The organism is Salegentibacter profundi (assembly GCF_054121475.1).
In genome coordinates, this window is the sequence record NZ_JBSYGG010000003.1 from 206,355 (window position 1) to 230,264 (window position 23,910).

General features: G+C 38.0%; 22 protein-coding genes. 5 read left to right on the forward strand and 17 right to left on the reverse strand.

Annotated features, from left to right (window positions below; all coding sequences use genetic code 11):
- Positions 1 to 166: 166 nt before the first annotated feature.
- A complete protein-coding gene (locus tag ACW6NC_RS05910) occupies positions 167 to 2,905 on the reverse strand; it encodes a LuxR C-terminal-related transcriptional regulator (RefSeq protein ID WP_457864337.1) in 2,739 nt (912 codons plus the stop codon).
- Positions 2,906 to 3,018: 113 nt separating this feature from the next.
- Here ACW6NC_RS05910 and ACW6NC_RS05915 point away from each other — a divergent pair, with 113 nt between their 5' ends.
- The 3 genes from ACW6NC_RS05915 (at position 3,019) to ACW6NC_RS05925 (ending at position 5,444) form a co-directional block, all read left to right on the forward strand.
- Positions 3,019 to 4,707 carry a sulfatase family protein gene (locus ACW6NC_RS05915; RefSeq protein WP_457864339.1) on the forward strand — a complete coding sequence of 563 codons (1,689 nt, stop codon included), beginning with the start codon at positions 3,019 to 3,021 and terminating at the stop codon, positions 4,705 to 4,707.
- A gap of 243 nt (positions 4,708 to 4,950) precedes the next feature.
- Positions 4,951 to 5,127 (forward strand): hypothetical protein, encoded by a 177-nt coding sequence (locus ACW6NC_RS05920; RefSeq protein WP_457864341.1) that lies wholly within the window; start codon positions 4,951 to 4,953, stop codon positions 5,125 to 5,127.
- 77 nt (positions 5,128 to 5,204) lie between these two features.
- Complete coding sequence (locus tag ACW6NC_RS05925; RefSeq protein ID WP_457864343.1) at positions 5,205 to 5,444, forward strand: hypothetical protein; 240 nt, start codon at positions 5,205 to 5,207, stop codon at positions 5,442 to 5,444.
- A 53-nt stretch (positions 5,445 to 5,497) separates the two neighbouring features.
- Here the strand turns inward: ACW6NC_RS05925 and ACW6NC_RS05930 are convergent, their stop codons facing one another.
- The 10 genes from ACW6NC_RS05930 to rsgA form a co-directional block, all read right to left on the reverse strand.
- Positions 5,498 to 6,475, reverse strand: a complete 978-nt coding sequence (locus tag ACW6NC_RS05930; RefSeq protein WP_457864344.1) for a polyprenyl synthetase family protein — start codon at positions 6,473 to 6,475, stop codon at positions 5,498 to 5,500.
- 57 nt (positions 6,476 to 6,532) lie between these two features.
- A complete protein-coding gene (gene rlmN, locus ACW6NC_RS05935) occupies positions 6,533 to 7,576 on the reverse strand; it encodes a 23S rRNA (adenine(2503)-C(2))-methyltransferase RlmN (protein WP_457864346.1) in 1,044 nt (347 codons plus the stop codon).
- A gap of 130 nt (positions 7,577 to 7,706) precedes the next feature.
- A complete protein-coding gene (gene queA, locus ACW6NC_RS05940; RefSeq protein WP_457864617.1) occupies positions 7,707 to 8,756 on the reverse strand; it encodes a tRNA preQ1(34) S-adenosylmethionine ribosyltransferase-isomerase QueA in 1,050 nt (349 codons plus the stop codon).
- A 90-nt stretch (positions 8,757 to 8,846) separates the two neighbouring features.
- A complete protein-coding gene (gene aroA / locus ACW6NC_RS05945; protein WP_457864348.1) occupies positions 8,847 to 10,070 on the reverse strand; it encodes a 3-phosphoshikimate 1-carboxyvinyltransferase in 1,224 nt (407 codons plus the stop codon).
- Between the two features lie 12 nt (positions 10,071 to 10,082).
- A complete protein-coding gene (locus ACW6NC_RS05950; RefSeq protein WP_457864349.1) occupies positions 10,083 to 10,349 on the reverse strand; it encodes a hypothetical protein in 267 nt (88 codons plus the stop codon).
- A complete protein-coding gene (locus ACW6NC_RS05955) occupies positions 10,349 to 10,675 on the reverse strand; it encodes a nucleotide pyrophosphohydrolase (RefSeq protein ID WP_457864351.1) in 327 nt (108 codons plus the stop codon). Before ACW6NC_RS05955 ends, ACW6NC_RS05950 begins: the two co-directional genes overlap by 1 nt.
- Before the next feature lie 3 nt (positions 10,676 to 10,678).
- Positions 10,679 to 12,694, reverse strand: coding sequence for a DUF3857 domain-containing protein (locus ACW6NC_RS05960; RefSeq protein ID WP_457864353.1), 2,016 nt, complete (start codon positions 12,692 to 12,694; stop codon positions 10,679 to 10,681).
- Positions 12,695 to 12,704: 10 nt separating this feature from the next.
- Entirely contained in the window at positions 12,705 to 14,615 is a 1,911-nt protein-coding gene (locus ACW6NC_RS05965; protein WP_457864354.1) for a DUF3857 domain-containing protein, read from the reverse strand.
- Positions 14,616 to 14,669: 54 nt separating this feature from the next.
- Positions 14,670 to 15,122 carry a D-aminoacyl-tRNA deacylase gene (dtd, locus tag ACW6NC_RS05970; protein WP_457864356.1) on the reverse strand — a complete coding sequence of 151 codons (453 nt, stop codon included), beginning with the start codon at positions 15,120 to 15,122 and terminating at the stop codon, positions 14,670 to 14,672.
- Positions 15,119 to 16,069 (reverse strand): ribosome small subunit-dependent GTPase A, encoded by a 951-nt coding sequence (rsgA, locus tag ACW6NC_RS05975; RefSeq protein WP_457864357.1) that lies wholly within the window; start codon positions 16,067 to 16,069, stop codon positions 15,119 to 15,121. The genes dtd and rsgA overlap by 4 nt, the downstream gene beginning before the upstream one ends.
- A gap of 88 nt (positions 16,070 to 16,157) precedes the next feature.
- On the opposite strand from rsgA, the gene ACW6NC_RS05980 reads away from it, so the two are divergent.
- Entirely contained in the window at positions 16,158 to 16,805 is a 648-nt protein-coding gene (locus tag ACW6NC_RS05980) for a hypothetical protein (protein ID WP_457864358.1), read from the forward strand.
- Positions 16,806 to 16,877: 72 nt separating this feature from the next.
- On the opposite strand, the gene ACW6NC_RS05985 is transcribed toward ACW6NC_RS05980, so the two are convergent.
- From ACW6NC_RS05985 to ACW6NC_RS06000, 4 genes are read right to left on the reverse strand one after another with little or no spacing between them, the layout of a single operon-like run.
- Complete coding sequence (locus ACW6NC_RS05985; RefSeq protein WP_457864360.1) at positions 16,878 to 17,960, reverse strand: chorismate mutase; 1,083 nt, start codon at positions 17,958 to 17,960, stop codon at positions 16,878 to 16,880.
- Positions 17,961 to 17,979: 19 nt separating this feature from the next.
- Positions 17,980 to 18,828, reverse strand: coding sequence for a prephenate dehydrogenase (locus ACW6NC_RS05990; RefSeq protein ID WP_457864361.1), 849 nt, complete (start codon positions 18,826 to 18,828; stop codon positions 17,980 to 17,982).
- Entirely contained in the window at positions 18,825 to 19,973 is a 1,149-nt protein-coding gene (locus ACW6NC_RS05995) for a pyridoxal phosphate-dependent aminotransferase (RefSeq protein WP_457864362.1), read from the reverse strand. Before ACW6NC_RS05995 ends, ACW6NC_RS05990 begins: the two co-directional genes overlap by 4 nt.
- Positions 19,970 to 20,797 carry a prephenate dehydratase gene (locus ACW6NC_RS06000; protein WP_457864364.1) on the reverse strand — a complete coding sequence of 276 codons (828 nt, stop codon included), beginning with the start codon at positions 20,795 to 20,797 and terminating at the stop codon, positions 19,970 to 19,972. Before ACW6NC_RS06000 ends, ACW6NC_RS05995 begins: the two co-directional genes overlap by 4 nt.
- 373 nt (positions 20,798 to 21,170) lie before the next feature.
- Between ACW6NC_RS06000 and gldA the strand changes: the two genes are divergently transcribed.
- Complete coding sequence (gldA, locus tag ACW6NC_RS06005; RefSeq protein ID WP_457864365.1) at positions 21,171 to 22,067, forward strand: gliding motility-associated ABC transporter ATP-binding subunit GldA; 897 nt, start codon at positions 21,171 to 21,173, stop codon at positions 22,065 to 22,067.
- Here gldA and ACW6NC_RS06010 read toward each other — a convergent pair.
- On the reverse strand, positions 22,054 to 22,806 hold the full coding sequence (locus ACW6NC_RS06010; protein ID WP_457864366.1) for a head GIN domain-containing protein: 753 nt from the start codon (positions 22,804 to 22,806) through the stop codon (positions 22,054 to 22,056). The two genes, gldA and ACW6NC_RS06010, sit on opposite strands and share 14 nt — an antisense overlap.
- Positions 22,803 to 23,903 (reverse strand): acyloxyacyl hydrolase, encoded by a 1,101-nt coding sequence (locus ACW6NC_RS06015; RefSeq protein WP_457864367.1) that lies wholly within the window; start codon positions 23,901 to 23,903, stop codon positions 22,803 to 22,805. Before ACW6NC_RS06015 ends, ACW6NC_RS06010 begins: the two co-directional genes overlap by 4 nt.
- Positions 23,904 to 23,910: the final 7 nt, after the last annotated feature.

The window sequence follows — 23,910 nt, forward strand, 5'->3', positions numbered from 1 at the left end:
GTCCTTAGCCCATTTTCACGCAAACGTTATAGTACACAACAACTACATCATAAAAATTAACATCTTAATATATTGATTTTTAATGATTTATAGTAGAGCTGAAGTAAAATTTTAAAGAAAATTTAAGTACTTGATGTAGTAATGATGTAGTACGTAAGGCTAGCTATTAGAAGTTTTTGATAAGAAAATTTGTTAAATTTTCCTTTTTATCAAGCCCCATTTTTTTACGCAATCTATAACGATGCACTTCCACTCCTCGAACCGAAATTCCCATTAAAGGAGCTATTTCCTTAGAAGTTAAATTCATTTTTAAGTACGAGCAAAGCTTAAGATCCTTATTGGTGAGCTGGGGGTAGGTTTCTAGGAGGTCTTTAAAAAAGTCTTCGTGAACTTCATTGAAATTAGTCTCAAAGACCTGCCATTCATCTTTGTTCTTTATAGCCCTGTTGATTTTATTCATTATATGTTTTAATCTGAACTGGTTGGAGAATTTACTTTTATCCTTGTTTAACTCGCCTTGGATCTCCATCAATACCTCGTTCTTCTTAGCAGCTACCATAGTGGTATTGGCCAATTCTTTTCTTTTTAAGGTAATCTCATTCATAAGTCTTTCCTTCTCAAGCTGGTTCAGTCGTTCTTCATGTTCTTTCTCAAATTTTTGCTCAAGTAATAACTGTTGTTTCCTAAGTTTAAGCTGATTAAACCAATAAATTAATCCTATCAGTGCAAGAAATAAAAGGATATACACAAATTTCATTAGACCTGACAGATACCAGGGAGGATTCACACGGAAAGAAAAGGAAGTACGAATTGGGGTTTCTTTTTGCTGACTTACGGCAAAAAGATTCAATTCATAATCTCCATGCCTTAGATTTTGAAAGTTCAAATATCCGTTTTCCACATTCCCTCGCAAAGTATCTTTTCCTACAAGCTCATAATACATCGAAGAGGCATCGCTTACAGGCAAGGCAGCTTGCACCAGGATCTCCCTTGCTTTATTGTAAGGCACCTCTGGCATAGAAGAAAGATCATACCGCTGTTCGACATCAGAAAACCCGCGAATGATAGGCTTACTAAGCATCTCGTTCTTCCTGCTTCGTATCAATTCCGGGAGATTGATTTTTGCAAAACCATCATTTAAGGCAACATAATAAATAGAATCCCTGGTCTTTATAAGTTTCTCGTATTTCTTGACGAGTCTCTCCCGTACCTTTGGAAAAGCTACTTTAATTTCAGAATTCTTTAAATCAGTGAAGATCAAAGAATTATTTTGGGTGTCGGTAAACCAAAATCCCAAGTTATCATAATAGAGCAACTTATGATCTTCATAATCCTTTAGCTCTTTAAAGACCTCTAGACTATCAGAAAAATGATTATACCTATACCACTTTCCACCATTAAAAACAGCAATTTGTTCATTAATGCGATAAATATCGGCATTGTAGTGGCCGTTTCCGTCTATATCTTTAAGTTTCTCTACGGAAAGAGCACTGGTTAAATCAGCCTTTAACTCAATCCTATAAATACCCTCGTAAGGATGGGCTGCCATAAAAGTTTCTGGAGCCTGAAACAAAAGTTCACGAATGGGAAAATTGACCCCAGTTACCGTTTGAATTAACCCACCGTCAATGAGTGTTAGGCCTGTATATGTTGCGATTAGTTTGCTATTTTCTACTTGTGGTAAATTGAGGATACGAAAACTTCCAGTGCGCTCTTCTAGTGGTAGAAATTTATTTCCTTTTATTTTAAAGGTCCCCGTATTATGATTTGCATATAGTTCATTATTAAGTATTTCAAGATTCCAGGTATGCCCCTCTGAACCCTCAACGAGTTCTTGCTGATTATCCACAAAACGATAGACCCCAGTATTACTCCCAAGGTATAGATTATTATTGAAAAAAGTAAGGTCGTAAACTGCGCCCAGTTCACCAGAATCATCCGTATAATACTCTACCGGTGAATGAAGTTTAACCATATCTACCCCGTTATCGAGGCTCAACCAGATATTCCCATTTTTTTCCACCATGCGCAAAACAGTGTTGTTTTGCAAACCATTATGCCTGTTGTATATACTATATTCCCCATGAGCCAAATCGTAATGAATAATTCCATTCTTTACAGTTCCCAGAACAATTTCTCCTTTATTAACAGTGAGAATATGGTTTAATTCGGAGCTTCGTAATTCGGCATTTAATTCACTGTCTTTAAACAGGTTGACTTTGCCGTTTTTGAACTCATAAAGAGCATCCCTTGTGCCTATTAGCAAGCTTTCTCCATTTACTTCTACATCAATAATGGTTTCCCCCTCTAAAATATCCTGATTAGGCAAAGCTTCCAGTTCCCCATTCTTTTTTAAAAAATAAAGGCCGGAATTAACAACAGCGACCAGGAGGCGATCTTTAAAAACGGTCATTTTATTAGTGACCTCGTTTTTTACCAGGGAAATGTCATTATTTTCATATTTATAAATAGCGCCAAAAGACCGAAAGTAAATTGCATTCTGGTAAGAGAGAATTTCCCAGAATTCGTCACTATGCAACTGCTCTTCATCCATCAAATGCATTAATGAATGATATTCTAAACTCCCCGTGCTATCTCTGGACCAGTATCCAAATTCCTTATATGACCCCGTATAAATTCGGTTGTTATGCGTGTATACCGATCGCACAATGGAACCTGACTTAAGGCTATGAAGTTTCCAGCGTTGCCCGTCATAACTTAATAATCCCTGGTTATTAGCCACATAAATAATTCCTTGTTCATCTATATCCAGGTCCCAATTCTGGCTTGCAGCTTCATAATCGCGCGAAGAATAGTTTTGTATAGGTGGGGTGAGTCCTTGTGAGAATCCCAAAGAAACCATTAAAAGCACCATTAATAAACTATTTACTAACTTAAATTTCATTGATGTAAAACTTTTTGTGCAGTTTTTGTTGTAGTCATTATTTGATCAAAAATACAAGCTTTTTGTATTTTTGATCAAAATTCACCCTTAAATAAACGACTAAAATTCTCGGAATGCTAACCAAAAAATTAATATTTCAATCGCTGAGTCTTCTCATGGTGGGTTGTTTTTTTTCCTCTTGCAAACAAAAGGTAAATCAATCGAAAGAGGAAAATCCTGCAAGGCCCAATATTGTCTTTATCATGACTGATGATCATGCAGCCCAGGCCATAAGTGCATACGGCCATCCAATAAGTAAACTTGCCCCTACTCCAAATATTGACCGCATTGCACAAAACGGTGTTAAATTCAATAACAATTTCTGCACTAATTCAATTTGTGGCCCCAGTAGGGCAGTAATCCTTACCGGAAAGCATAGTCACATCAATGGCTTTAGAATGAACGGTGAAGTATTTGACGGATCTCAGCCAACGCTCCCAAAATATCTCAAAGAAGTTGGTTATGAAACCGCCTTGGTAGGAAAGTGGCACCTTCATGGTAAGCCTGAAGGTTTTGATTATTGGAACATTTTGGTCGATCAGGGGAATTATTACAATCCAGATTTTATACAAGGAAAAGATACAACAAGAATTGAAGGTTATGCGACCGATATCATCACCGATATGGGTTTAGACTGGTTAAAACAAAATGCTGATTCCGGGAAACCTTTTATGCTTATGGTACAACATAAAGCTCCACATCGAAACTGGATGCCGGCACCAAGACATCTCAATTTATACGACAGTACAGAGTTTCCGCTACCCGACACTTATTTTTCTGAGCATAAGGATCAGTTAGCTGCTCAGGAGCAACTCCAAACGATTTATGAAGATATGTATGCCGGTCATGATCTTAAATTAAGTGTAGCCCAAGGTAGTGACTCTCTGGCACACAATCCATGGACTACTGATTTTGAAAGGATGACTACCCAGCAACGAAATACGTGGAATGATGCCTACCGGCCGAAAAATGATGCTTTTCATAAAGCGGATTTAAGTGGAAAGGCCTTGGCTGAGTGGAAAGGTCAGCGTTATTTGCGGGATTACCTAGCTACTGTGGCATCCGTAGACGAGGGGGTAGGAAAAATCCTGGATTATCTCGAGGAGACCGGACTTGACCAAAATACGATTATAGTTTACACTACGGATCAGGGATTTTATTTAGGAGAAAAAGGATTTTTTGACAAAAGATTTATGTATGAAGAATCTCTTGCAATGCCAATGCTTATGCAATATCCTAAAGAGATTAAAGCTGGCACTGAAATCAATTCACTCACTCAAAATCTCGACTTTGCCCCCACTTTTCTTGACTTTGCCGGGGCTGAAATTCCCTCAGCCATGCAAGGAAGATCCCTTAGGCAGCTAGTAAACCAAACCTCCGGGGAAAAAGATTTCCGCAATGCCATTTATTACCATTACTACGATTTCCCTGCCTTCCATATGGTAAAAAGACATTATGGAGTACGAACTCAGCGCTATAAACTCATGCACTTTTACGACGATATAGATTTCTGGGAGATGTATGATTTAAAGAAAGATCCGGAGGAAGAAAATAATATATACAACCATCCAGATTATGCCGATATTCAGCAAAAAATGCATTCAAAACTGGATAGTCTCCAAAAAAAGTATAAGGTAACAGAAGCGGAATTCGAAAAAACTCCAAAGACAATAGTTGAACAGGCCTATAGAAACTTTGCTAAATTAGCAGGTGAAGATCCTGAAACTTACCCAGAGATAAAATCACAGTCAATCAAAGAATAAAGGTACCCCACTCGGAAAGAATTTTATAAAAATCAAGAAACGCTTATTGATTTATTGTGGGGCAATTGGAGGTGATATTATAGGCAAAAACCTCCAACTAATGTAAGACTGGGAACGATATAAGCAATATTTGCAAGCAAAGAATCCATTGATAAATTAAAAATTAGTTTAAATTTGTGTCTTCAACTAATTAAACATTATCTAAAAATGAAAAAATTATTCTTATTATTTGCTGTTGCAACTATGTCTCTCTCGATTTACTCATGCAGGGAGACTACTGAAGAAAAAACCGAAGACGCTTTAGAGTCTGCAGGTGAGGATGTAGAAAACGCTGCTGAAGAAGCTGCTTCTGAGACCGAGCAGGCTGCTGAAGAAGCTGAGCAGGAAATTGACGAAGAGATCCACGAAGACGATATGTAATATCGTAGGTGATTTGATTTAAAAGCTGCTTTCTTCACTGAAAGTGGCTTTTTTTTATTAACCCTTAAATTAAAAATATGAAGAAGTTGATATTATTTTTGGCAGTAATCCTGGCACTATCTCTGAATGCTTGTAGAGAAACAACCCAGGAAAAGACTGAAGAAGCAATTGAAGCTATAGGTGAGGATATCGAGGAAAATACTGAAAAGGCCGGTAGAAAAATCGAAGAAGGTGCGGATAAGGTAAAAGAAGAGATCGATGAAGAAATTCACGAAACCGATGATATGAATGATGAGGAGACCAATGACGAATTCTAACCTAATTGGATTATAGATCAAAAAGCCTGAATTTAAATTTGGGCTTTTTTGGTCTATTTTTTTCGCTCGATCACATAATTAACCATTAACTCCAGGGAATCTTTATAAGCGGATTCGGGATAATCTTCGAGAATTCCCAAAGCTTCACGCTGAAACTCCATCATTTTGTTTTCAGCATAATCCAGCCCACCTTTAATTTTCACAAATTCAATGACCTCCTTGACCCTTTTTTTATCCTTATTATGATTCTTAACCGAATTGATCAGCCAGGATTTTTCTTTCTTGGTTGAATTATTAAGTGCATAGATTAAGGGAAGTGTCATTTTTTGTTCCTTTATATCTATGCCGGTAGGTTTTCCAATTTTATCATCTCCATAGTCGAAAAGGTCATCTTTAATTTGAAAGGCCATTCCAATAAGTTCTCCAAAGCGCCTCATTTTAGCAATTTCGTTGGACTCGGGTTTAACCGAGGCAGCACCCAAGCTACAACATGCAGCGATAAGAGTTGCTGTTTTCTGCCGAATAATATCATAATAAACGGCTTCAGTGATATCAAGACGACGTGCTTTTTCAATCTGAAGCAGTTCGCCTTCACTCATCTCCCTAACGGCCACAGAAATTATCTTTAGAAGATCGAAATCATTATTATCAATAGAGAGAAGTAAGCCTTTTGAAAGAAGATAATCACCAACCAACACAGCAATCTTATTCTTCCAAAGGGCATTTATGCTGAAGAATCCACGACGGCGGTTAGAATCATCTACCACATCATCGTGTACAAGGGTTGCGGTGTGGATTAATTCTATAACTGAAGCACCCCTGTAAGTCCGCTCATTCACACTACCATCGGATACCATTTTAGCCACCAAAAACACAAACATTGGCCGCATTTGTTTACCCTTTCGATTAACAATATAGTGGGTAATACGATTAAGCAAGGCTACCTGGGACGACATGGACTCGAAGAACTTTTTTTCAAAAAGTTCCATTTCCTTTTCTACCGGGAGTTTTATTTGGGAAATTACTTTCATTAAGCCACCAAAGATAAATATTTCAAGAGAATTTTAAGTGGTGACTTCCCTTTCAAATTAAGCAGATTTATTTGCAAGCTGACCACATGCAGCATCAATGTCTTTTCCCCTAGAACGACGGACCGTGACCGTAATATGATTTCTTTCAAGGATTTCTTGGTACATATCGGTAGCCTGGGAAGAAGCTTGTTGAAAGTTCCCATCATCAATAGGATTGTATTCGATAAGATTAACTTTACAGGGAACATATTTACAGAATTTAACCAGTGCTTCTGCATCCTTTCGGGTATCGTTAATTCCCTTCCACACAATATACTCATAGGTTATCCGGCTTCTGGTTTTCGAATACCAATATTCCAGAGCTTCTCTTAAATCATGTAGTGGAAAAGTCTCATTAAAGGGCATTATTCTAGTGCGAACTTCATCCACGGCTGAATGTAGAGAAACCGCAAGTTTAATCTTAGTTTCATCATCAGCCAATTTTTTGATCATCTTTGGTACACCTGAAGTAGAAATGGTGATGCGTTTTGGCGACATGCCCAACCCTTCCGAGGAGGTTATTTTATCGACCGCCTTCATAACATTATTATAATTCATAAGCGGTTCTCCCATTCCCATAAAAACAATATTACTCAGGGGTCGGTCAAAATACAGTCTACTTTCGTTATCTATAGCGACAACCTGATCATAGATCTCGTCCGGATTTAAATTGCGCATTCTTTTCAATTTCGCAGTAGCACAAAACTGGCAATCCAGGCTACACCCCACCTGGGAAGAAACACAGGCTGTAGTCCTTGTAGGAGTGGGAATCAACACGGATTCCACAGTTAAATGATCATGAAGCTTTACAGCGTTCTTGATTGTCCCATCGCTGCTACGCTGCATTCGATCTACCCGAATATGATTAATCACAAAGTTTTCGTTAAGCATTTCACGGGTATCCTTTGAGATATTGGTCATCGCCTCAAAACTATGGGCTCCCTTAATCCAAAGCCATTCATACACTTGGGTCCCCCGAAAGGATTTATAGCCTTCAGCTACAAAAAATTCCTGTAATTGTTTTTTTGTAAGGGCCCTTATATCTCGTTTCTTATTTTTCACGCTGCAAAAGTATGAAGAATTAAAGGATTTTATGACTAATTGAAACTTAAGTGTTTAGCCAACTTTTATATAAAAAGCCACAAATGAGAGATTTGTGGCTTAAATGGGTATTGTGTAAGCTGTATGTTTATTATAGTATCAACATAGCATCGCCGTATGTATAAAAACGGTATTTCTCCTTAACGGCTTCTTCATAGGCTTTTTTCATAAAATCGTGCCCGGCAAATGCAGAAACCATCATAAGTAAAGTTGATTTTGGTGTATGAAAATTAGTTACCATGCAGTTGGCAATACTAAAATCATAAGGAGGAAAAATAAATTTATTGGTCCAACCCCCGAATTCATTTAGCGTCTGATTTGACGAAACTGCACTCTCAAGAACACGCATGACAGTAGTACCTACCGCGCAGACTTTTCGGTTTTCCACTTTAGCCTTATTGATGGTCTCGGTGGCTTTCCTGGTTATAAAAGCTTCTTCGCTATCCATTTTATGTTTACTAAGGTCTTCCACCTCAACAGGGCTGAAGGTACCTAAACCTACATGAAGAGTAACTTCGGCAAAGTCTATCCCCTTTATTTCCAACCTTTTCAATAAATGTTTCGAAAAATGCAATCCTGCTGTAGGAGCAGCAACAGCGCCTTCTTCTTTAGCATAAATAGTCTGGTAACGCTCCTGATCTTCAGGCTGAACTTCTCTTTTAATATATTTTGGGAGTGGAGTTTCTCCAAGTTCCTGAAGTTTTTTTCTAAAATCCTCGTAAGAACCATCATAGAGAAACCTAAGAGTTCTTCCTCGTGAAGTAGTATTATCGATAACCTCAGCTACCAAACTCTCATCTTCCCCGAAATAAAGTTTATTTCCGATTCTAATTTTTCTCGCAGGATCTACCAAGACATCCCAAAGTTTGGTTTCAGGATTTAATTCCCGAAGTAAAAAGACTTCAATTCTTGCACCAGTTTTTTCTTTATTCCCATAGAGACGGGCTGGAAAAACCTTGGTGTTATTGAGGACCATAACGTCTTCCGGATCAAAATAATCCAAGATATCCTTAAATTGTTTATGCTCAATAGTTTGTTCTTTCCTATTTAGAACCATAAGTCTTGCCTCATCCCTGTTTTCAGCGGGGTACTCAGCCAATAGTTCTGGTGGAAGATCAAAATTGAAGTGTGAAAGTTTCATTCCCATAAGTGTGCTTTTAAAAGCTGCAAATATACAATCTCAAAACAGGCGTTGTCAAGTAAATGAGAGTTTATTTACCCTTAACCTTGATTAGGCCTTGTCTATGCTAAAACCCAGCATTTCAAGATCCTTCCAGAAATCAGGATATGACTTAGATACCACCATTGCATCCTCAATTTCTAATGGCACTTTCAGCCCCAATGGAGCGAAGGCCATTGCCATCCGATGATCATTATAGGTAGCTACAGAGACATTTTTGTTAAAACCTTTATTGGGAATTAACTCCAGGCTGTCTTTGGAAATATTAACAACACTTCCAAATTTTTCAATTTCCGCTTTTAAAGCAGCGAGGCGATCGGTTTCCTTTATTTTAAGAGTATGCAAGCCTTTTAGAGTACAGGGTACTCCAAGAGCAAGACAAGTAACCGCAATAGTCTGTGCTATATCCGGCGAATCAATCAGGTTTTCTGAAAGATGCCTGGGTTTCTTTTGGGAGGTTTTTTCCAGAACTATCGTGTCATCCTCATAATGGGTTTCTACCCCAAATTGTCGATAAACTTCAGAAATGCAACAATCACCCTGCAAACTTTTTTCACGATAGATTCCCAACCTTATATGAGCAGTATCACTTATAGCCGCCAAACTGTAAAAATAAGAAGCAGAACTCCAATCTGATTCCACCGAAATTATTTTCCTCTCAAGTTTATCAGCAGGTTCTATAACTATCTTATTTCGATTAAATTCTCCTGTTATTCCAGCATTCCTCATCATTTCTAGAGTCATACTGATATAGGGCTGCGAAGTTACCTGACCCACAAGATCTATTTGTAATCCATTTGGCAATGAAGGTGCGATTAACATCAACGCTGAAATGTATTGGCTACTTATATTTGCCTGTAATTTCACTTGATTCTCGGTAAGGTGCTTTCCTTTTATCCGTAAAGGTGGAAATCCCTGATTTTTTTCATATGTGATATCGGCACCCAACATTTTCAGTGCATCTACTAATAATTTCACTGGACGCTCCTGCATGCGCTTGCTTCCGGTCAAAACCACTTCCCTATCCTGCCTGGTGGCAAAATAAGCTGTAAGAAAACGCATAGCAGTTCCGGCATGATGAATATCGACAACTTTTTCCTCAGAGCCTAAGGCTTTTTTTAGATATTGGGTATCATCACTATTGGATAAATTCTCCACCTTTAGGGTAGGATATAGTGCCTGGAGGATAAGAAGTCGGTTCGATTCGCTCTTTGAACCCGTGATTTTAAGATCTCCTGAAAGCTGCCTTTTGTCGTTATACAATTTAATTTTCATCTCCTGCTAAAATTATAAATTCCTGGCATTTTCTTTTTCTTTCATTTTATATTGACCGAAAGCAACAATAAAACCATAGGCCAGGGCGGCTACGGCTTGTCCTAAAATAAATCTTAATAATTTTCCGTCTTCAGTTCGCTCCTTGAAAAAGGTAGATATATCAAAACCACCATATTCAAATAACATACTTACAAAATTATAAATTATAAGAAAGGAAATTCCCAGCAATACTACGGATTTCCAGAAGCTTTTCTGAGACACAATTTTTTTAAAGGACATTATTGAAGTTTTTTATTATTCTTATGCCGGTCTTTATCTCTTTTTGTTTTAAAATCCAGCTTTTTATCAAAGGCCTCTTGTAAATTAACCCCTGTTTGATTAGCAAGACACAACACCACGAACATCACGTCGGCAAGTTCTTCTCCCAGGTCTTTGGTTTTATCGCTTTCCTTTTCACTTTGCTCTCCATACCGCCGGGCTATTATTCGGGCCACTTCCCCCACCTCTTCGGTGAGTTGAGCCATATTGGTAAGCTCATCAAAATAACGAACCCCATGTTCCTTAATCCATTGATCTACCGCCTCTTGAGCATTTTCTAAATTCATTTCCTATACTTTTGTTAGCACTATAGCTTCAGTCTGTTTTTCTACCATCTGTGCGAAAAATTCTTTCAAGATTTCATAATCGTCAGAAGTATACACAATATTATTCAAATCCATTATAGTTTCTATCCTTAAAAAACCACCATCAATGGTAGTTTTAAAAATAAATTGTCCTGCACCTTCACCTAAAGTACTTTTAAAATCTTCTGGAATTGAGCTTATTTCATAACCATCGGGAATCATAAGGGTAACGGTATTCTTCTTCAAACTGGGAAAATCGAAGATTACCGGGTAGGCCCTTTCATCTTCCTTAAAAGGGTTCTCAGTCATTCCAGCAAAGATCAATGGTTTTAAATATATATTATCATTAATAACTTCTAAACCGTTCTCCAGGTTAAATTCATAAGATTGCTGTAGTTTTTCACCTTTACCTTCCCTATTATGAATCTTTAGATTCGAAATTACAATATTACCTTTATCTTTTTCTAATATTTCTATATAATTATCAGGATTGCTCTTACCATGTTTGTCTCGGAAAGCCTTTGCGTGTAAACCGTAATAAGAATCCAAAACACGTCCATAAATACTGAAATCTTCCCGCACCTGTATGTCTAAACGCGTCATATTAACAGCTTTGATCTGGGGTAAAAGAGCTAACCAACCAGAGCTACCGTCTTCTCTTATTAGCCTACCTTGCCAATTCCTTGCTCTTTTGGGCAGCTCCCCTATCCCGGCATTGGGATCGGTAGCATCCATTAAAACTACCCCATTGGGCAATTCCAGCCCCGCAACTACATAATTAAAGCCTTCCCGAGTAGGGTATAAAGGAATACCATGGGAGCGGGTACTGACCAATACCGGATTGACTTTAAACCCAGCATACCTAAGCATACTAATCAATAAAAGATTAATATCGCCTGTATTCCCCAGCCCTTCCTTGTAGGCTTTACGCGTTCCATTTTCAGCACGAAATCCAACGTAATTATTCCACTTTACCTTATCACGTACAAAATTGTAAATAAGGTTTATTTTATCCTCCTGTTTTTTCCCATTAAGAAGCTTATCAAGAGCCTCTTTATAATAGTTGTGGATTCCTATTTCCTTTTCAAGACCGGAATCATTGAAAATACTCTTTGCCACTCCATCCCAGGATTGGGAATAATTTTCTATTGGAGAATCCGGATACTTGGTATATTGCAACTCTAACCTTAAATATGCAGCATAATTTTTAAGGTAATCTATATAATTTTCGTTTTTTAAAGGAGGTATTCCATTTTGGTCGAGGCTATAGTGATTCAGTAAATACTCTACTCTTTTTCTTTCAAATTTAGTTGAAGTTTTTCCCATTCCTTCTAAACGCCGACTTGATTGAGTATAGTTATAATTGAAAATCTCCTGACTTTGGTCTATTGGAAAAATTAGAGCGGACCTGGGATTGTAATGAACCTTAAAACCAAAGAATTCAGGAATCTTCAAACTGACTTCTAACTTATCGATAGGTATCACCTCCTGAAGCGGCACTTCATCTATAGAGGTAACAAAGGGCGAGCGAATTGTATACTCCCATTCTAGAACACTTCCTTCAGTTACTGCTGGCATAGTGAATTTAGTAGTGAGACGATATTTGGAAGTTTCCTCTTCAAAAATATCTTTCCTCCTTAACTTCTCTTCCTGAATTTTCCCATTCACAAGATTATAGGTGGAAGCTTTTACAGAGGTCACCTTCTCTGCTGTAGAGGAATTTTTATAGACTTCTATTTCCTTATTTGCCCAATCGAAACCCTCTTTATTATAAATTTTGATACGTTCATGTATACGGGTTATAAGGGTTAGTCCGGTTTGTTTATTTAATTCATAATACACTTCCTGCTTCTTGAAAAGCACCGCTGCATTAGCTTCTTTATATTCAGGGTGCTCGCTTTGAGCTACCTCTTCTTTGAGGACCTTTCCAAATTTATAATTTTGAGCTTTTACCGAAATGCTAAGCAAAAGGAGTAAAGTAATAAGAACTGAATTTTTCATAGATAGGATTTTAGCCCGGGGTGATTATCACGGCTTTTTGGTTATTATAAGATTTAATCTTGTTCAAGAATTTATAATAGGCTTCATAATCTTCTGCTTTCCAAAGCCCCTTGTTTATAATCAGCCTTCTTTCTACTTCCAGGACAGGACCTTCTTCATCTTCTCTCAAATTGGTGTGAATCAATAAACTTCCAAATTCATTCTCAAGTTCGATCTTATCAGGAATAGATTCAATTTTAAAGGTCTTAGGAAAAAAATATCTATACCTATCAACATAACTTTTCCCGCGGACAATTTCAATAGGTGTCTTCCTGGCCTCATCCCGGGGAAGGTTAATTAGTGCGGGGCGTAAAAAATTGACTGGTAATAGCAACCGGTTCCCTGCCTTTCCAGAAAAATTCTTTCCTTCGATTTTTAATCTTTCCTGAAATTTAATTGAATCCCGATCATTACGAAAAGAAAGATTCTGAATTTCAAAATCTCCCAAATACCCCCATTGAGACTTATAATATTTCTTTTGATTCTTTTCTTTAACATTTTGGATTTCGTAAATTTTATCATAGGCAATTCCGCTTTTTTCACGAATGATTTCAGCGGTAAAAACCTCCTCGTCCAGGCGAATCTCCGCCTCGGTCAGAGTAAGGTTTTTATGGGTCTCGTAGGCCGGGGTTTTAACTAACTCCCCGCCTTCCGGTGTTAGTTTTAGTGCGTAACGATCGTCTGTAAATCTACCCAGAAAATCAAAGGGAATACTCTGACTTGTGCATTCCAACCAGATATCTTGGTCTTCTTGAGGAATGTTTAAAATCACGTGATTCCCCTGCATAGATGGAAATTCCGGATCCATATTTTTTCGATCCCCGCCATATATCACCGTATAATAGGAAGGTATATTCTGGGTTTCTAATAGAACCTTAGTATAATTGGTAAGTGCCTTACAATCGCCATAACCTAGCTCATCAACACTTGCGGCAGACATAGGGATCCATCCTCCAATCCCCAATTGCACACTTATGTAGCGTGTATTGTCCTGCACATACTGATATATAATTTTTGCCTTTTCTCGGTCATTTTTCGCCTTGGCAGTTAGCTTTTTAATCGTTTCTAATGTCGTCTTCGGGATTTGAGCATCGTGTTCCAGTAATTTTTCATATTGCCATTTACCGAAATCTTTCCAGGTACTACCAGAACCAGGAACTCCTACAAGAGAGAACTTATCAAGGGCCACCATTAAACGCGGCTGAATCTCGCTTAAATGAGGACTTTGACTTTCTATTGTAAATGCAGGAACATTACTGATGCTATATTCCAACCCGGTAGTGGTAGCCACCCTTTCAACCTCAAGCTCTTCCATATTCCTTTCTTCGAATCTAAAGGGAATGCCCTTAGGATTATTCAAGATATATCTAGCTTTCTCTACACTTAAATGATAAGCATCCAATGGGATCCAGGAGGTACGGAAAACCGTAGAGTTAGTCTCGTATTCCTCTTCGAAAATTACGGTATATGGGTATGCAGTAGGCGTATAGTTCATGTAACTTATACGAGAATCCCCATACATTTCACTACTGCTAAGGTAGCTTCGATCGTCAAAATGTCGTTTTTTAAATACCTTGATCTCCTCACCAGATGAGTTGTAGATACGGGCTTGCTGCTCAATGATCTTAATATTTTCCTTGTAAAAAGTGTAAGCCTTAACATGATGGTTCCCATTTTCATTCAGTACGGTAACCTTTCGGCGGGTCTTTACCCTCATTTGATCCACCGAAAGAATATTGATTTCGATGACTTCTTCCCTTAAGATAGCATTGGCATCTTCGAGAAGATCAATTTTAAAAGTATTGGCTGAGAAATTTTGAGCCTGAAGGGGAACTAAAAAACCATATAAAAATAGCTGCAAGGCTATAAATATCTTGCACATTTCAGAAAGGGATATTGCTTATCCTGTGCAAGATAATAAAAATTTTAACATATTTTAACTTTTGTTTTTAGAATCCATCAAAATAGTAACAGGACCATCATTAATGAGCTCCACTTTCATATCAGCACCAAATTCTCCTGTGCCAACTGGCTTTCCTAATTTTTCTTCCAGGGTCTCAACAAATTTTTCATAAAGTGGAATAGCTACCTCTGGTTTGGCGGCCTGTAGATAACTTGGCCTGTTTCCTTTCTTTGTACTTGCATGAAGAGTAAATTGACTTACCACAATTGCGTCTCCACCAACATCAATTAGCGAATCATTCATAACCCCCTCATTATCATTGAATATGCGCATTTTCACGATCTTATTACAAAGCCATTTAATATCTTCACCGGTATCGGTATTCTCAATTCCAAGTAGGATTAATAATCCGTTATTAATGACTGCATTAATTTCGTGATTTATTCTTACCGAGGCCTTGGATACTCTCTGAAGTACTACTCTCATTCTTTTTTATAAATATCAGTTCGATAATTATCTTCCTCTCCTTTGAGAATTTGCAAATAACTTTTATATCGGCTCCAGGCTATCTCCCCATTCTCCAGGGCTTCCTTAACAGCACATTGCGGTTCCTCGAGATGCATACAATTATGAAACTTACAATTATGCTTAATTCTAAAAAACTCCGGGAAATAATTTCCAAGTTCTTCCCGCTCAATATCGACTACACCAAAACCTTTAATCCCAGGGGTATCAATTATTCTTGCTCCAAAACTTAAATCAAACATTTCTGCAAAAGTTGTGGTATGTTGGCCTTGCCTATGTTGTCCGGAGATTTCAGAGGTCTTTAAATTAAGCCCAGGCTCCAAAGCATTTATTAGGGTAGATTTACCGGTTCCACTATGGCCTGAGAACATACTGGTCTTCTCCAACATCAATTCTTTTACTTTATCTACACTTTTCCCAGTTTTTGCTGAAATCCCAATACATTCATAACCTACTTTGCGATAGAGGGCTGCCAGGTATTTAATTTCTAATAATTCATCTTCAGTGTAGGTGTCTATTTTATTAAAAAGCAAGACTGCTTTTATTCTATAGGCTTCAGCAGTAACCAAAAAACGATCTATAAAAGTGGTTAAGGTAGGAGGGTTGTTCAAAGTGACCAACAAGAATACCTGATCTATGTTAGCAGCAATAATATGGGTTTGTTTAGAGAGGTTAACAGACTTTCTGATAATATAATTTTCACGAGTTTCAATCTTCTCTATTACTCCGATTACCTCTTCTGCCTTTTCTTCAATGTTAAAAATTACTATGTCCCCTACCGCAACAGGATTAGTGCTTTTAATTCCTTTTATTCTGAATTTACCCTTAATTCGACAGTTATAATATTTGCCGTCCTCTCCTTTAACCAAATACCAGCTCCCGGTAGATTTATATACGATTCCTTTCATGGATGTATCAATCAGTTTTTAAAATTTTTTAAAAGTTATGTTAAATTTTAACATATATTTGACTCTCAGAAATCAATACTATTTAATTATGAACAAATTTACTTTTAAATTATTTATTTTAGGCATATTATGCTTTTTTGCTTTTTCTGCCAACGCCCAAACCCGGTTATATGAACATCCCCAGTTTGAGGAGATTGCCAAGAATCATAAAATTCTGGCAATTCTTCCCTTTGAGGCTAGTGTAAAATTAAGGCCAAAACAAATGAAAGAGATCACGGCTGAACAACTTCAGGAAATGGCAGAAGATGAAGGTCTGGCAATTCAAAACTCAATGTACACCTGGTTTTTAACCCGTCAAAAACGCGGTAAACTTAGTCTTAATGTTCAAGATCCCAAACGCACCAGGGTAATTCTTCAGGATAACAATATTACAAATCCATCTCGTCACACTCCGGAAGAACTCGCCGAAATTCTAGGTGTCGATGCCGTAATTTCAGGAACCTTTGAAACGGATAAACCGATGTCTGAAGGCGCCTCAATCGCCCTCGGCCTACTGGTAGGCTTCTGGGGATCCACCAACTCGGCTACCGTTAATATGAGTGTAAATAACTCCGTGGATGGCGAGCTGCTTTGGAACTACAATAAGCGGGTTGCCGGTAGTCTCGGAAGTACTACCGATGCTTTGATAAATAAATTGATGAGAAAAGCCTCAAGACGTCTGGCTTATACCAAATAAAAATGAAACTTTTACAGGATTCAGACTTTGATGAATCCTGTAAAAGTCTTTTTAGGAAAACAAAAAAGATATCTAGGCTTTCATAATCTTCTCCTGATGATTGATAGATTCCTGATGTACTGCCTTGAATAACCTAAGAATAAATTCCTCGCTTAAGCCGTGCTGTTCACCTTCTAATACCATATTTCCTAGAATCTCGTTCCACCTTTTTGTTTGCAAAACGGATACATTCTGGGCCTTTTTTACCTTTCCGATTTCATCTGAGATTTTCATTCTTCTTGAAAGCAGTTCAATCAGTTGGTTATCTGCAACATCAATTTGAGCTCTAAGATTATTGAGTTTGTTCTGAAACTCCTCACTTTCGGATATCTCTTTCCTGATCTTCAAATCTTTCATAATCTGTACTAAATTTGCAGGAGTAATTTGTTGTGCAGCATCACTCCAGGCATCGTCCGGGGTATGATGCGTTTCCACCATAAGGCCATCATAATTTAGATCCAGAGCAGTTTGACAAAGATCAAAAATAATATCCCTTCTTCCTGCGATATGTGAGGGATCTAAAATTAATGGTAAATCTGGAAATTTATTCTGAAGTTCGATGGCGATTTGCCATTCCGGGTTGTTTCTGTATTTTGTTTTTTCGTAGGCTGAAAAGCCGCGATGAATAACCCCAAGGTTTTTAATGTCAGCAGTATAAAATCTTTCCACCGCCCCTAACCAAAGAGAAAGATCGGGATTCACGGGATTTTTTACCAAAACTGTTTTATCGGTACCCTTTAAGGCTTCAGCAATTTCCTGTACAATAAAGGGTGATACTGTGGTTCGGGCGCCGATCCAAAGAATATCCACATCATACTCCAAGGCCAGATCAACGTGGGCAGGATTAGCAACTTCGGTAGTGGTTAACATCCCTGTTTCTTCTTTGGCTTTCTTCAACCATTTTAGGCCAAGAGAACCAACACCTTCAAAATTTCCTGGTCTGGTTCGCGGTTTCCATATTCCAGCACGTAGTACTGTAGCATCAGTATCCTTTAACTGATGTGCTATTTTCAGTACCTGTTCTTCGGTTTCGGCACTACAAGGCCCGGCAATCACCAGCGGATGATCTAAACCAAAATCTTCCAGCCACTTTCTCATTTCTTTTTTGTTTTCCATAATTTCTAATCTTTGAGTATTAGTTTATTCCGTTTAAAATTGATTTTATATGATTTGTACGTTGCATCTCCTGGTACACTCCTTTAAAATCGTCCTTTTCTATAAGGTCCTTGAAGTGATTTAGGTTAGTGATATATTCCTTTAAAGTCTCCAACACATTAACCTTGTTTTGTTGGAAAATAGGTGTCCACATTTCAGGTGAACTTTTAGCCAGCCTTACAGTGGAAGCAAAACCACTTCCAGCAAGATCAAAAATATCGCGTTCGTTCTTTTCTTTTTCCAGAACCGTTTTTCCTAACATAAACGAACTAATGTGTGAAAGATGTGAAACATAAGCTATATGTTTATCATGGGATTTAGGATCCATATACCGGATGCGCATCCCTAACCTTTGAAAGATTTCCAAAGCCCTTTCCTGCAATTTGAAAGCTGTTTTTTCCACCTCACATATAATATTGGTTTTATCTCTGTACAAACCAGAAATTGCCGCTGAAGGACCAGAAAATTCGGTGCCTGCTATAGGATGAGAGGCCAAAAAATTTCTTCTCCGAGGATGATTTGTCACTGAGTCACAAATCCCTTCTTTTGTAGAACCTGCATCAAATACCAGGGTATCTTCATTTACAAGGTCAAGAACCTGTTTTAGTACCCCAGGGGCCACATCTACAGGAACCGCTAAAATGACGACATCTACCTGTTTTACATGTTCCAGTCCGACCTTATGATCTATGAACCCAAGAGTCTTCGCCCTTGTCAAATGTTCCTTACTGGAATCACAGCCATATATTTCAGTCTCAGAAAAAGTAGATTTAATATCCAGGGCAAACGAACCACCTATGAGTCCTACTCCAATAATTTGTACTTTCATTGCTTGACCCGTTTAATAGCACTTTCAATTTTATCACCAGAAGCACATAAGGAGAACCTCACATAACCTTCCCCCCTTGCTCCGAAAATAAATCCTGGTGCAATAAAAATATTGTACTTCTCTAACAGAAGCTCAACAAAAGCCTCAGATGTTGTTCCCTGGGGGATCCTGGCCCAAATAAACATCCCTTTTTGATCCTTTGATGGTTCGCATTTCAAAATTTCTGCAAGTTTCAGGACTTTTTCTTTTCGACTTTGATAAATTTCATTCTGCTCACCAAACCAATTCCCGTTGAGGCGTAAGGCAGCAGCCGCACCGGCCTGTAGAGGATAAAACATTCCACTATCCATATTGGTTTTTACTTTTAACACTGTATTGAGGTGCTGTTCACTTCCGCAAAGCATCCCAATTCGCCATCCCGCCATATTAAAAGATTTGCTCAGGGAATTAAGTTCCAGAACAACTTCTTTTGCACTTTCAGTTTGCAGTATACTTTTGGGTTCCTTGTTCAGTATAAAACTATATGGGTTATCATTTACAATTAAGATATCATGCTTTTTACCGAAATCCACAAGATCCTTAAATACTTCATCGGTAGCAGAGGCCCCGGTAGGCATGTGAGGATAATTAACCCACATTAGTTTTACCTTACTAAGATCTTTTCTGGCCAACTCCTTAAGATCCGGAAGCCATTGCTTTTCTTCGCTAAGCCGATAATAAACGGCTTTTGCTCCCACTAATTTGGTCACTGAAGTATAGGTTGGATATCCCGGATCCGGGATAAGTACCTGATCTCCTTCATTCAAAAATGCCATGGAAATATGGGTTATACCCTCTTTACTTCCCATTAAAGGAAGAATCTCGGTTTCCTGATCAAGTACCACTTTATATTTATTCGCATAGAATTCTGCAATAGCCTTTCTGAAATCTGCCGTGCCTTTATAGGGTTGATATTGGTGTGCCGCCGCATTTACCATTGCACCATTAAGAGCAGTGATCACCTCATGAGGTGGAGGTAGGTCAGGACTACCAATTCCAAGATTTATAATATCTCGTCCCGATTCCTGCATGGCACGTACCTCTTTTAATTTGGAAGAGAAGTAGTACTCTTTTACGTGATTCAATCGGTTAGCCTGCGCTATCATATCAAGGTATTTTTATAGGTTCCTAATAATGTTAATTGTTCAGTCATCACTTCCAGAATGGTTACGGCTTTTAGAAATTCGTTATAATTTTCAAAAGTAACATCGATAAAAAAAGAATACTTCCAGGGACTTTCGATAATTGGCATGCTTTGTATTTTTGTCATATCAAGGTTGAAATCTCTCAGAATATTCAATACAGATACCAGGCTCCCTCGTTTACTTTCTAATTCAAATTTCAGTGAAGCCTTATCTATCTTTTCACCATTGGGCTCTTTGGTTTTTGTACTAAGAATTAAAAATCGGGTGGCATTGCTTTTCTTTGTATGTATGCTTTCGGCAAGAATTTCCAAGCCAAATAATTTTGCCGCTGCTTTGCTAGCTACAGCGGCAACCTTATGGGATCCCTTTTCTGAAATTCTCTTTGCTACTTCTGCTGTATCGGCATCCTCAATCAATTTTATATGCGGGTATTGCTTAAAGAATTCCTTACACTGCAAAAGTGCCATAGGATGGGAATACACCTTTTTAATATCCTCCAGTTTTTGGCCAGGAAGTACCATTAAATTCATATCAATGGGGATATAATGTTCCCCTACCACTTGTAATCTATTCTCATCAATAAGGGCATAATTAGGCAGTATAGATCCAGCAATGCTATTCTCTATAGCCATCACTCCTTCTGATGCCTCACCGAGAACCAGACTTTTTGTAAGTTCAGCAAAAGACATACATTCCAGCACCGGCACATCTTCTCTGTAATATTGTTGGGCCACCAAATGATGGAATGATCCCTGAATCCCCTGAATTGCTATTTTTTCTTCCATTCAAATTTTGCATAAAAAAAAGTCCCGATTTCTATCGGGACTTTTCTATATAATTTCGTGACTTAATTACATACCATTCCCGTTCTCATTTCTGAAATAGAAATAAAAATAAAAGAATGTGTTCCAGCGCATTAAGTTGATCATTGTTTCTTTCTTATGGGGCTAAAGTAGAATATAAATTCAAAATGCAAAACATTTTTATCAAAATTCTTATGATTTTTATGGGGTTGCAGAATTTTTATTTGGTTTATTTTGAATTTATAAAAATAGGTTGATTCCCGTACTTTGAAATTCCGAATAATGCAATTCACTCCTCCCCTTTAATTGAGAAGGATTTCGATTATAATTACTTATTTTTGAAAAAAGATTTACTATGTCTATTTCGGTAGAAGGGATTTCCAAATATTATGGGAAACATAAAGCTCTTGACTGCGTTTCATTTTCGGTAAAAGAAGGTGAGATCGTTGGTTTTTTGGGACCAAATGGAGCCGGGAAGTCCACGCTTATGAAAATCCTCACTGGATATCTTCCCGCCTCTGAAGGAAAAGCTTCAATCAAAGGAATTTCATTAGAGGAAAACCTGTCCCGAATCCAGCAAAACATTGGCTATCTACCTGAGGATAATCCTCTTTATACAGAAATGTACGTTCGAGAATATTTAAAATTCAATGCAAAGGTTTATCACATCGATAAAAAACGTATTGAAGAAGTAATAGAACTCACAGGCCTCAAACAGGAGGCAAATAAAAAAATAGAACAACTTTCGAAAGGTTACAGACAGCGGGTAGGGCTTGCAACTGCGCTACTTCACGAGCCAGATGTTTTAATCCTTGACGAACCCACCACCGGTCTGGATCCGAACCAGTTGGTAGAAATTCGCAGTCTTATTCAAAATATCGGGAGGAACAAAACGGTTTTTCTTTCCACCCATATTATGCAGGAAGTTGAAGCAGTATGCGACAGGGTAATTATTATTAATAAAGGAAAAATCGTTGCCGATAAAAAGCTTAACGAAATGCGTGAAGAGAAGGAGCAAGTAATACATGTCGAATTTGATTATTTGGTTGAACCCATAGCCATCCAGAAAATCCCATATTTGGTCTCTTCCAAAAACATCGGTGGATTTGCTTGGGAGCTTAGCTTCGATACCCAAAAAGATATGCGACCCACTGTCTTTGATTTCGCTCATGATAATGGTCTAAAAACCCTTCAACTTAACCAAAAGACAAAGAATTTAGAAAGTTTATTTGCTGAACTCACTCAAAAATAAGTCTTCCGGTATAATGTTCTTTTACCTGTACCTCTGGCGGCTTGTTTTTAGCAATCACGTCCCCAAATCCAAAAATATCTCCCTTTATCGATTCCATGGGGTTTACTATAAGTTTATTGGTACCTCGGTGCATCAGATCTATATGCCCGGTTACCAGGTTTTCTGCCTCTAACCTACCGTCACCTGCAGCAAAAAACAGGTCCATATTATCTGCTCTTCCGGAGAGGAAATAATTTGATACATTATCATTAGTGATCCGAAGGCTCTTTACCTCGAGCTCCAAAATAAAATCACCATTTGTATATACTTCGGGATCTCTTTCCTGATTAAGCGAGCGTAGCCAAATATTTTGAAATTTTAAGATTCCTATACTTTCAATGGGTTGATGACTGCTGTTTTGCAACCAAGTCAAGGTGGGCGTAGTAACAGTAACGCTAACGGTTCCGTAATCCCTGATAAAATTACATTGATTTTCATTTCTTATAAGAAGCCGGTTATCTTTCACCTCGGTGGTAACACCTCCGAAAAGATTGTTTCCGGTCTCCACCATTACCCTATGTTCACTTCCCTGCTTGATAAAAAGCCTAACATCATCAAAGACATTGATTTCTTCAAAATCCGCCACTTCAAATTCATGGGAAATGATTTTCCCAGTAGCCTGAATACAATCTGGAGCATCTTCAGAATCACAACTGAAAAGGACCAGGAAAAACAAGCAAACTAGGAAGTGTTTTTTCATAACCTGTATCCGATTGAAAGTTCCACTGCCTCTGCATTGGCCCAGTGCGAACGAACGGTTACTGAAGCCCATAACTTTTCATTGAGGACCCGCTGAAGTCCTATTCTGTTATAAAGCCGTCCTACATAATGCTCATAAGGATAATAGAAGTAATATCCTAAGTGTGTAATTACCGACAATTTATCGAATACCAATTGATGCCCTACAAAACCTCCCACTCGTTTGGAATCTTCCTCTCCTGTTGTATCTCCAGATGGAAAGGCGATTGATTGATACCTTATTCGCTCAGCCATTGCTTTCGAGAGAAACAATTCTGCCCCGGCCTGGAGTGTGCTTTTAGGATTGAGCACCTTATCCGCATATGTTGAGAAGGTGAGGAAGGGGTATTGCTTAGATCCAATTACTCCCATCGTATTGACACCACCACGAAGTACAAAATTAAAATGGAGGGGTTCGGTATATTTCTCTGATGATTTTTTTGGTATATAATCGGGTAGGTTTTGATGGTCAAAAACATAATTTAATCCCAAATTGAGTCCCATGGTGTTTGTACTGGTATTGGGAGATTTAAAATCGGCATTGGAATAATGGATAACAGCGAGTCCTGCCTGAAAACCTAATCCTTCAACAATATTTTCTTTTTTTAAATTAGCCATGAGGTAGGTTGTACTGAGGATTCGCGAACCATAAGCATTATTTCTAAAGTTCTTATCAGCATGGTAGGGATTGGCTGAATAAGCAAGTCCCTGGCCAATCCTAAACATCAAATTCCTTTTTAACAGATAAAAGTTCATATGAGCGTATAACCCATAATTTTCTCCCAATGCGGTTTCCTTCATATCCTGGTAAGTAAAGGAAACTCCAACATCAGGATAATTATATCTTTTTTCCCAGTCCTTAAACCCAAAACTCTTTTTATTAAACCCCAGGATTACGGCTTCAGGATGATCTGTGATCAAATGCGCAATATCGGTATTGTGCTCGAGGATAGTTCCGATAAAATAGCTGGCATCGAAAGAATAATAATTCCTCTTAGTCTCCTGAGCTACCAGACTTAAACCTGTAAAAAAAAAGATAAGGGCAGTCAATTTCTTCATTACCCGC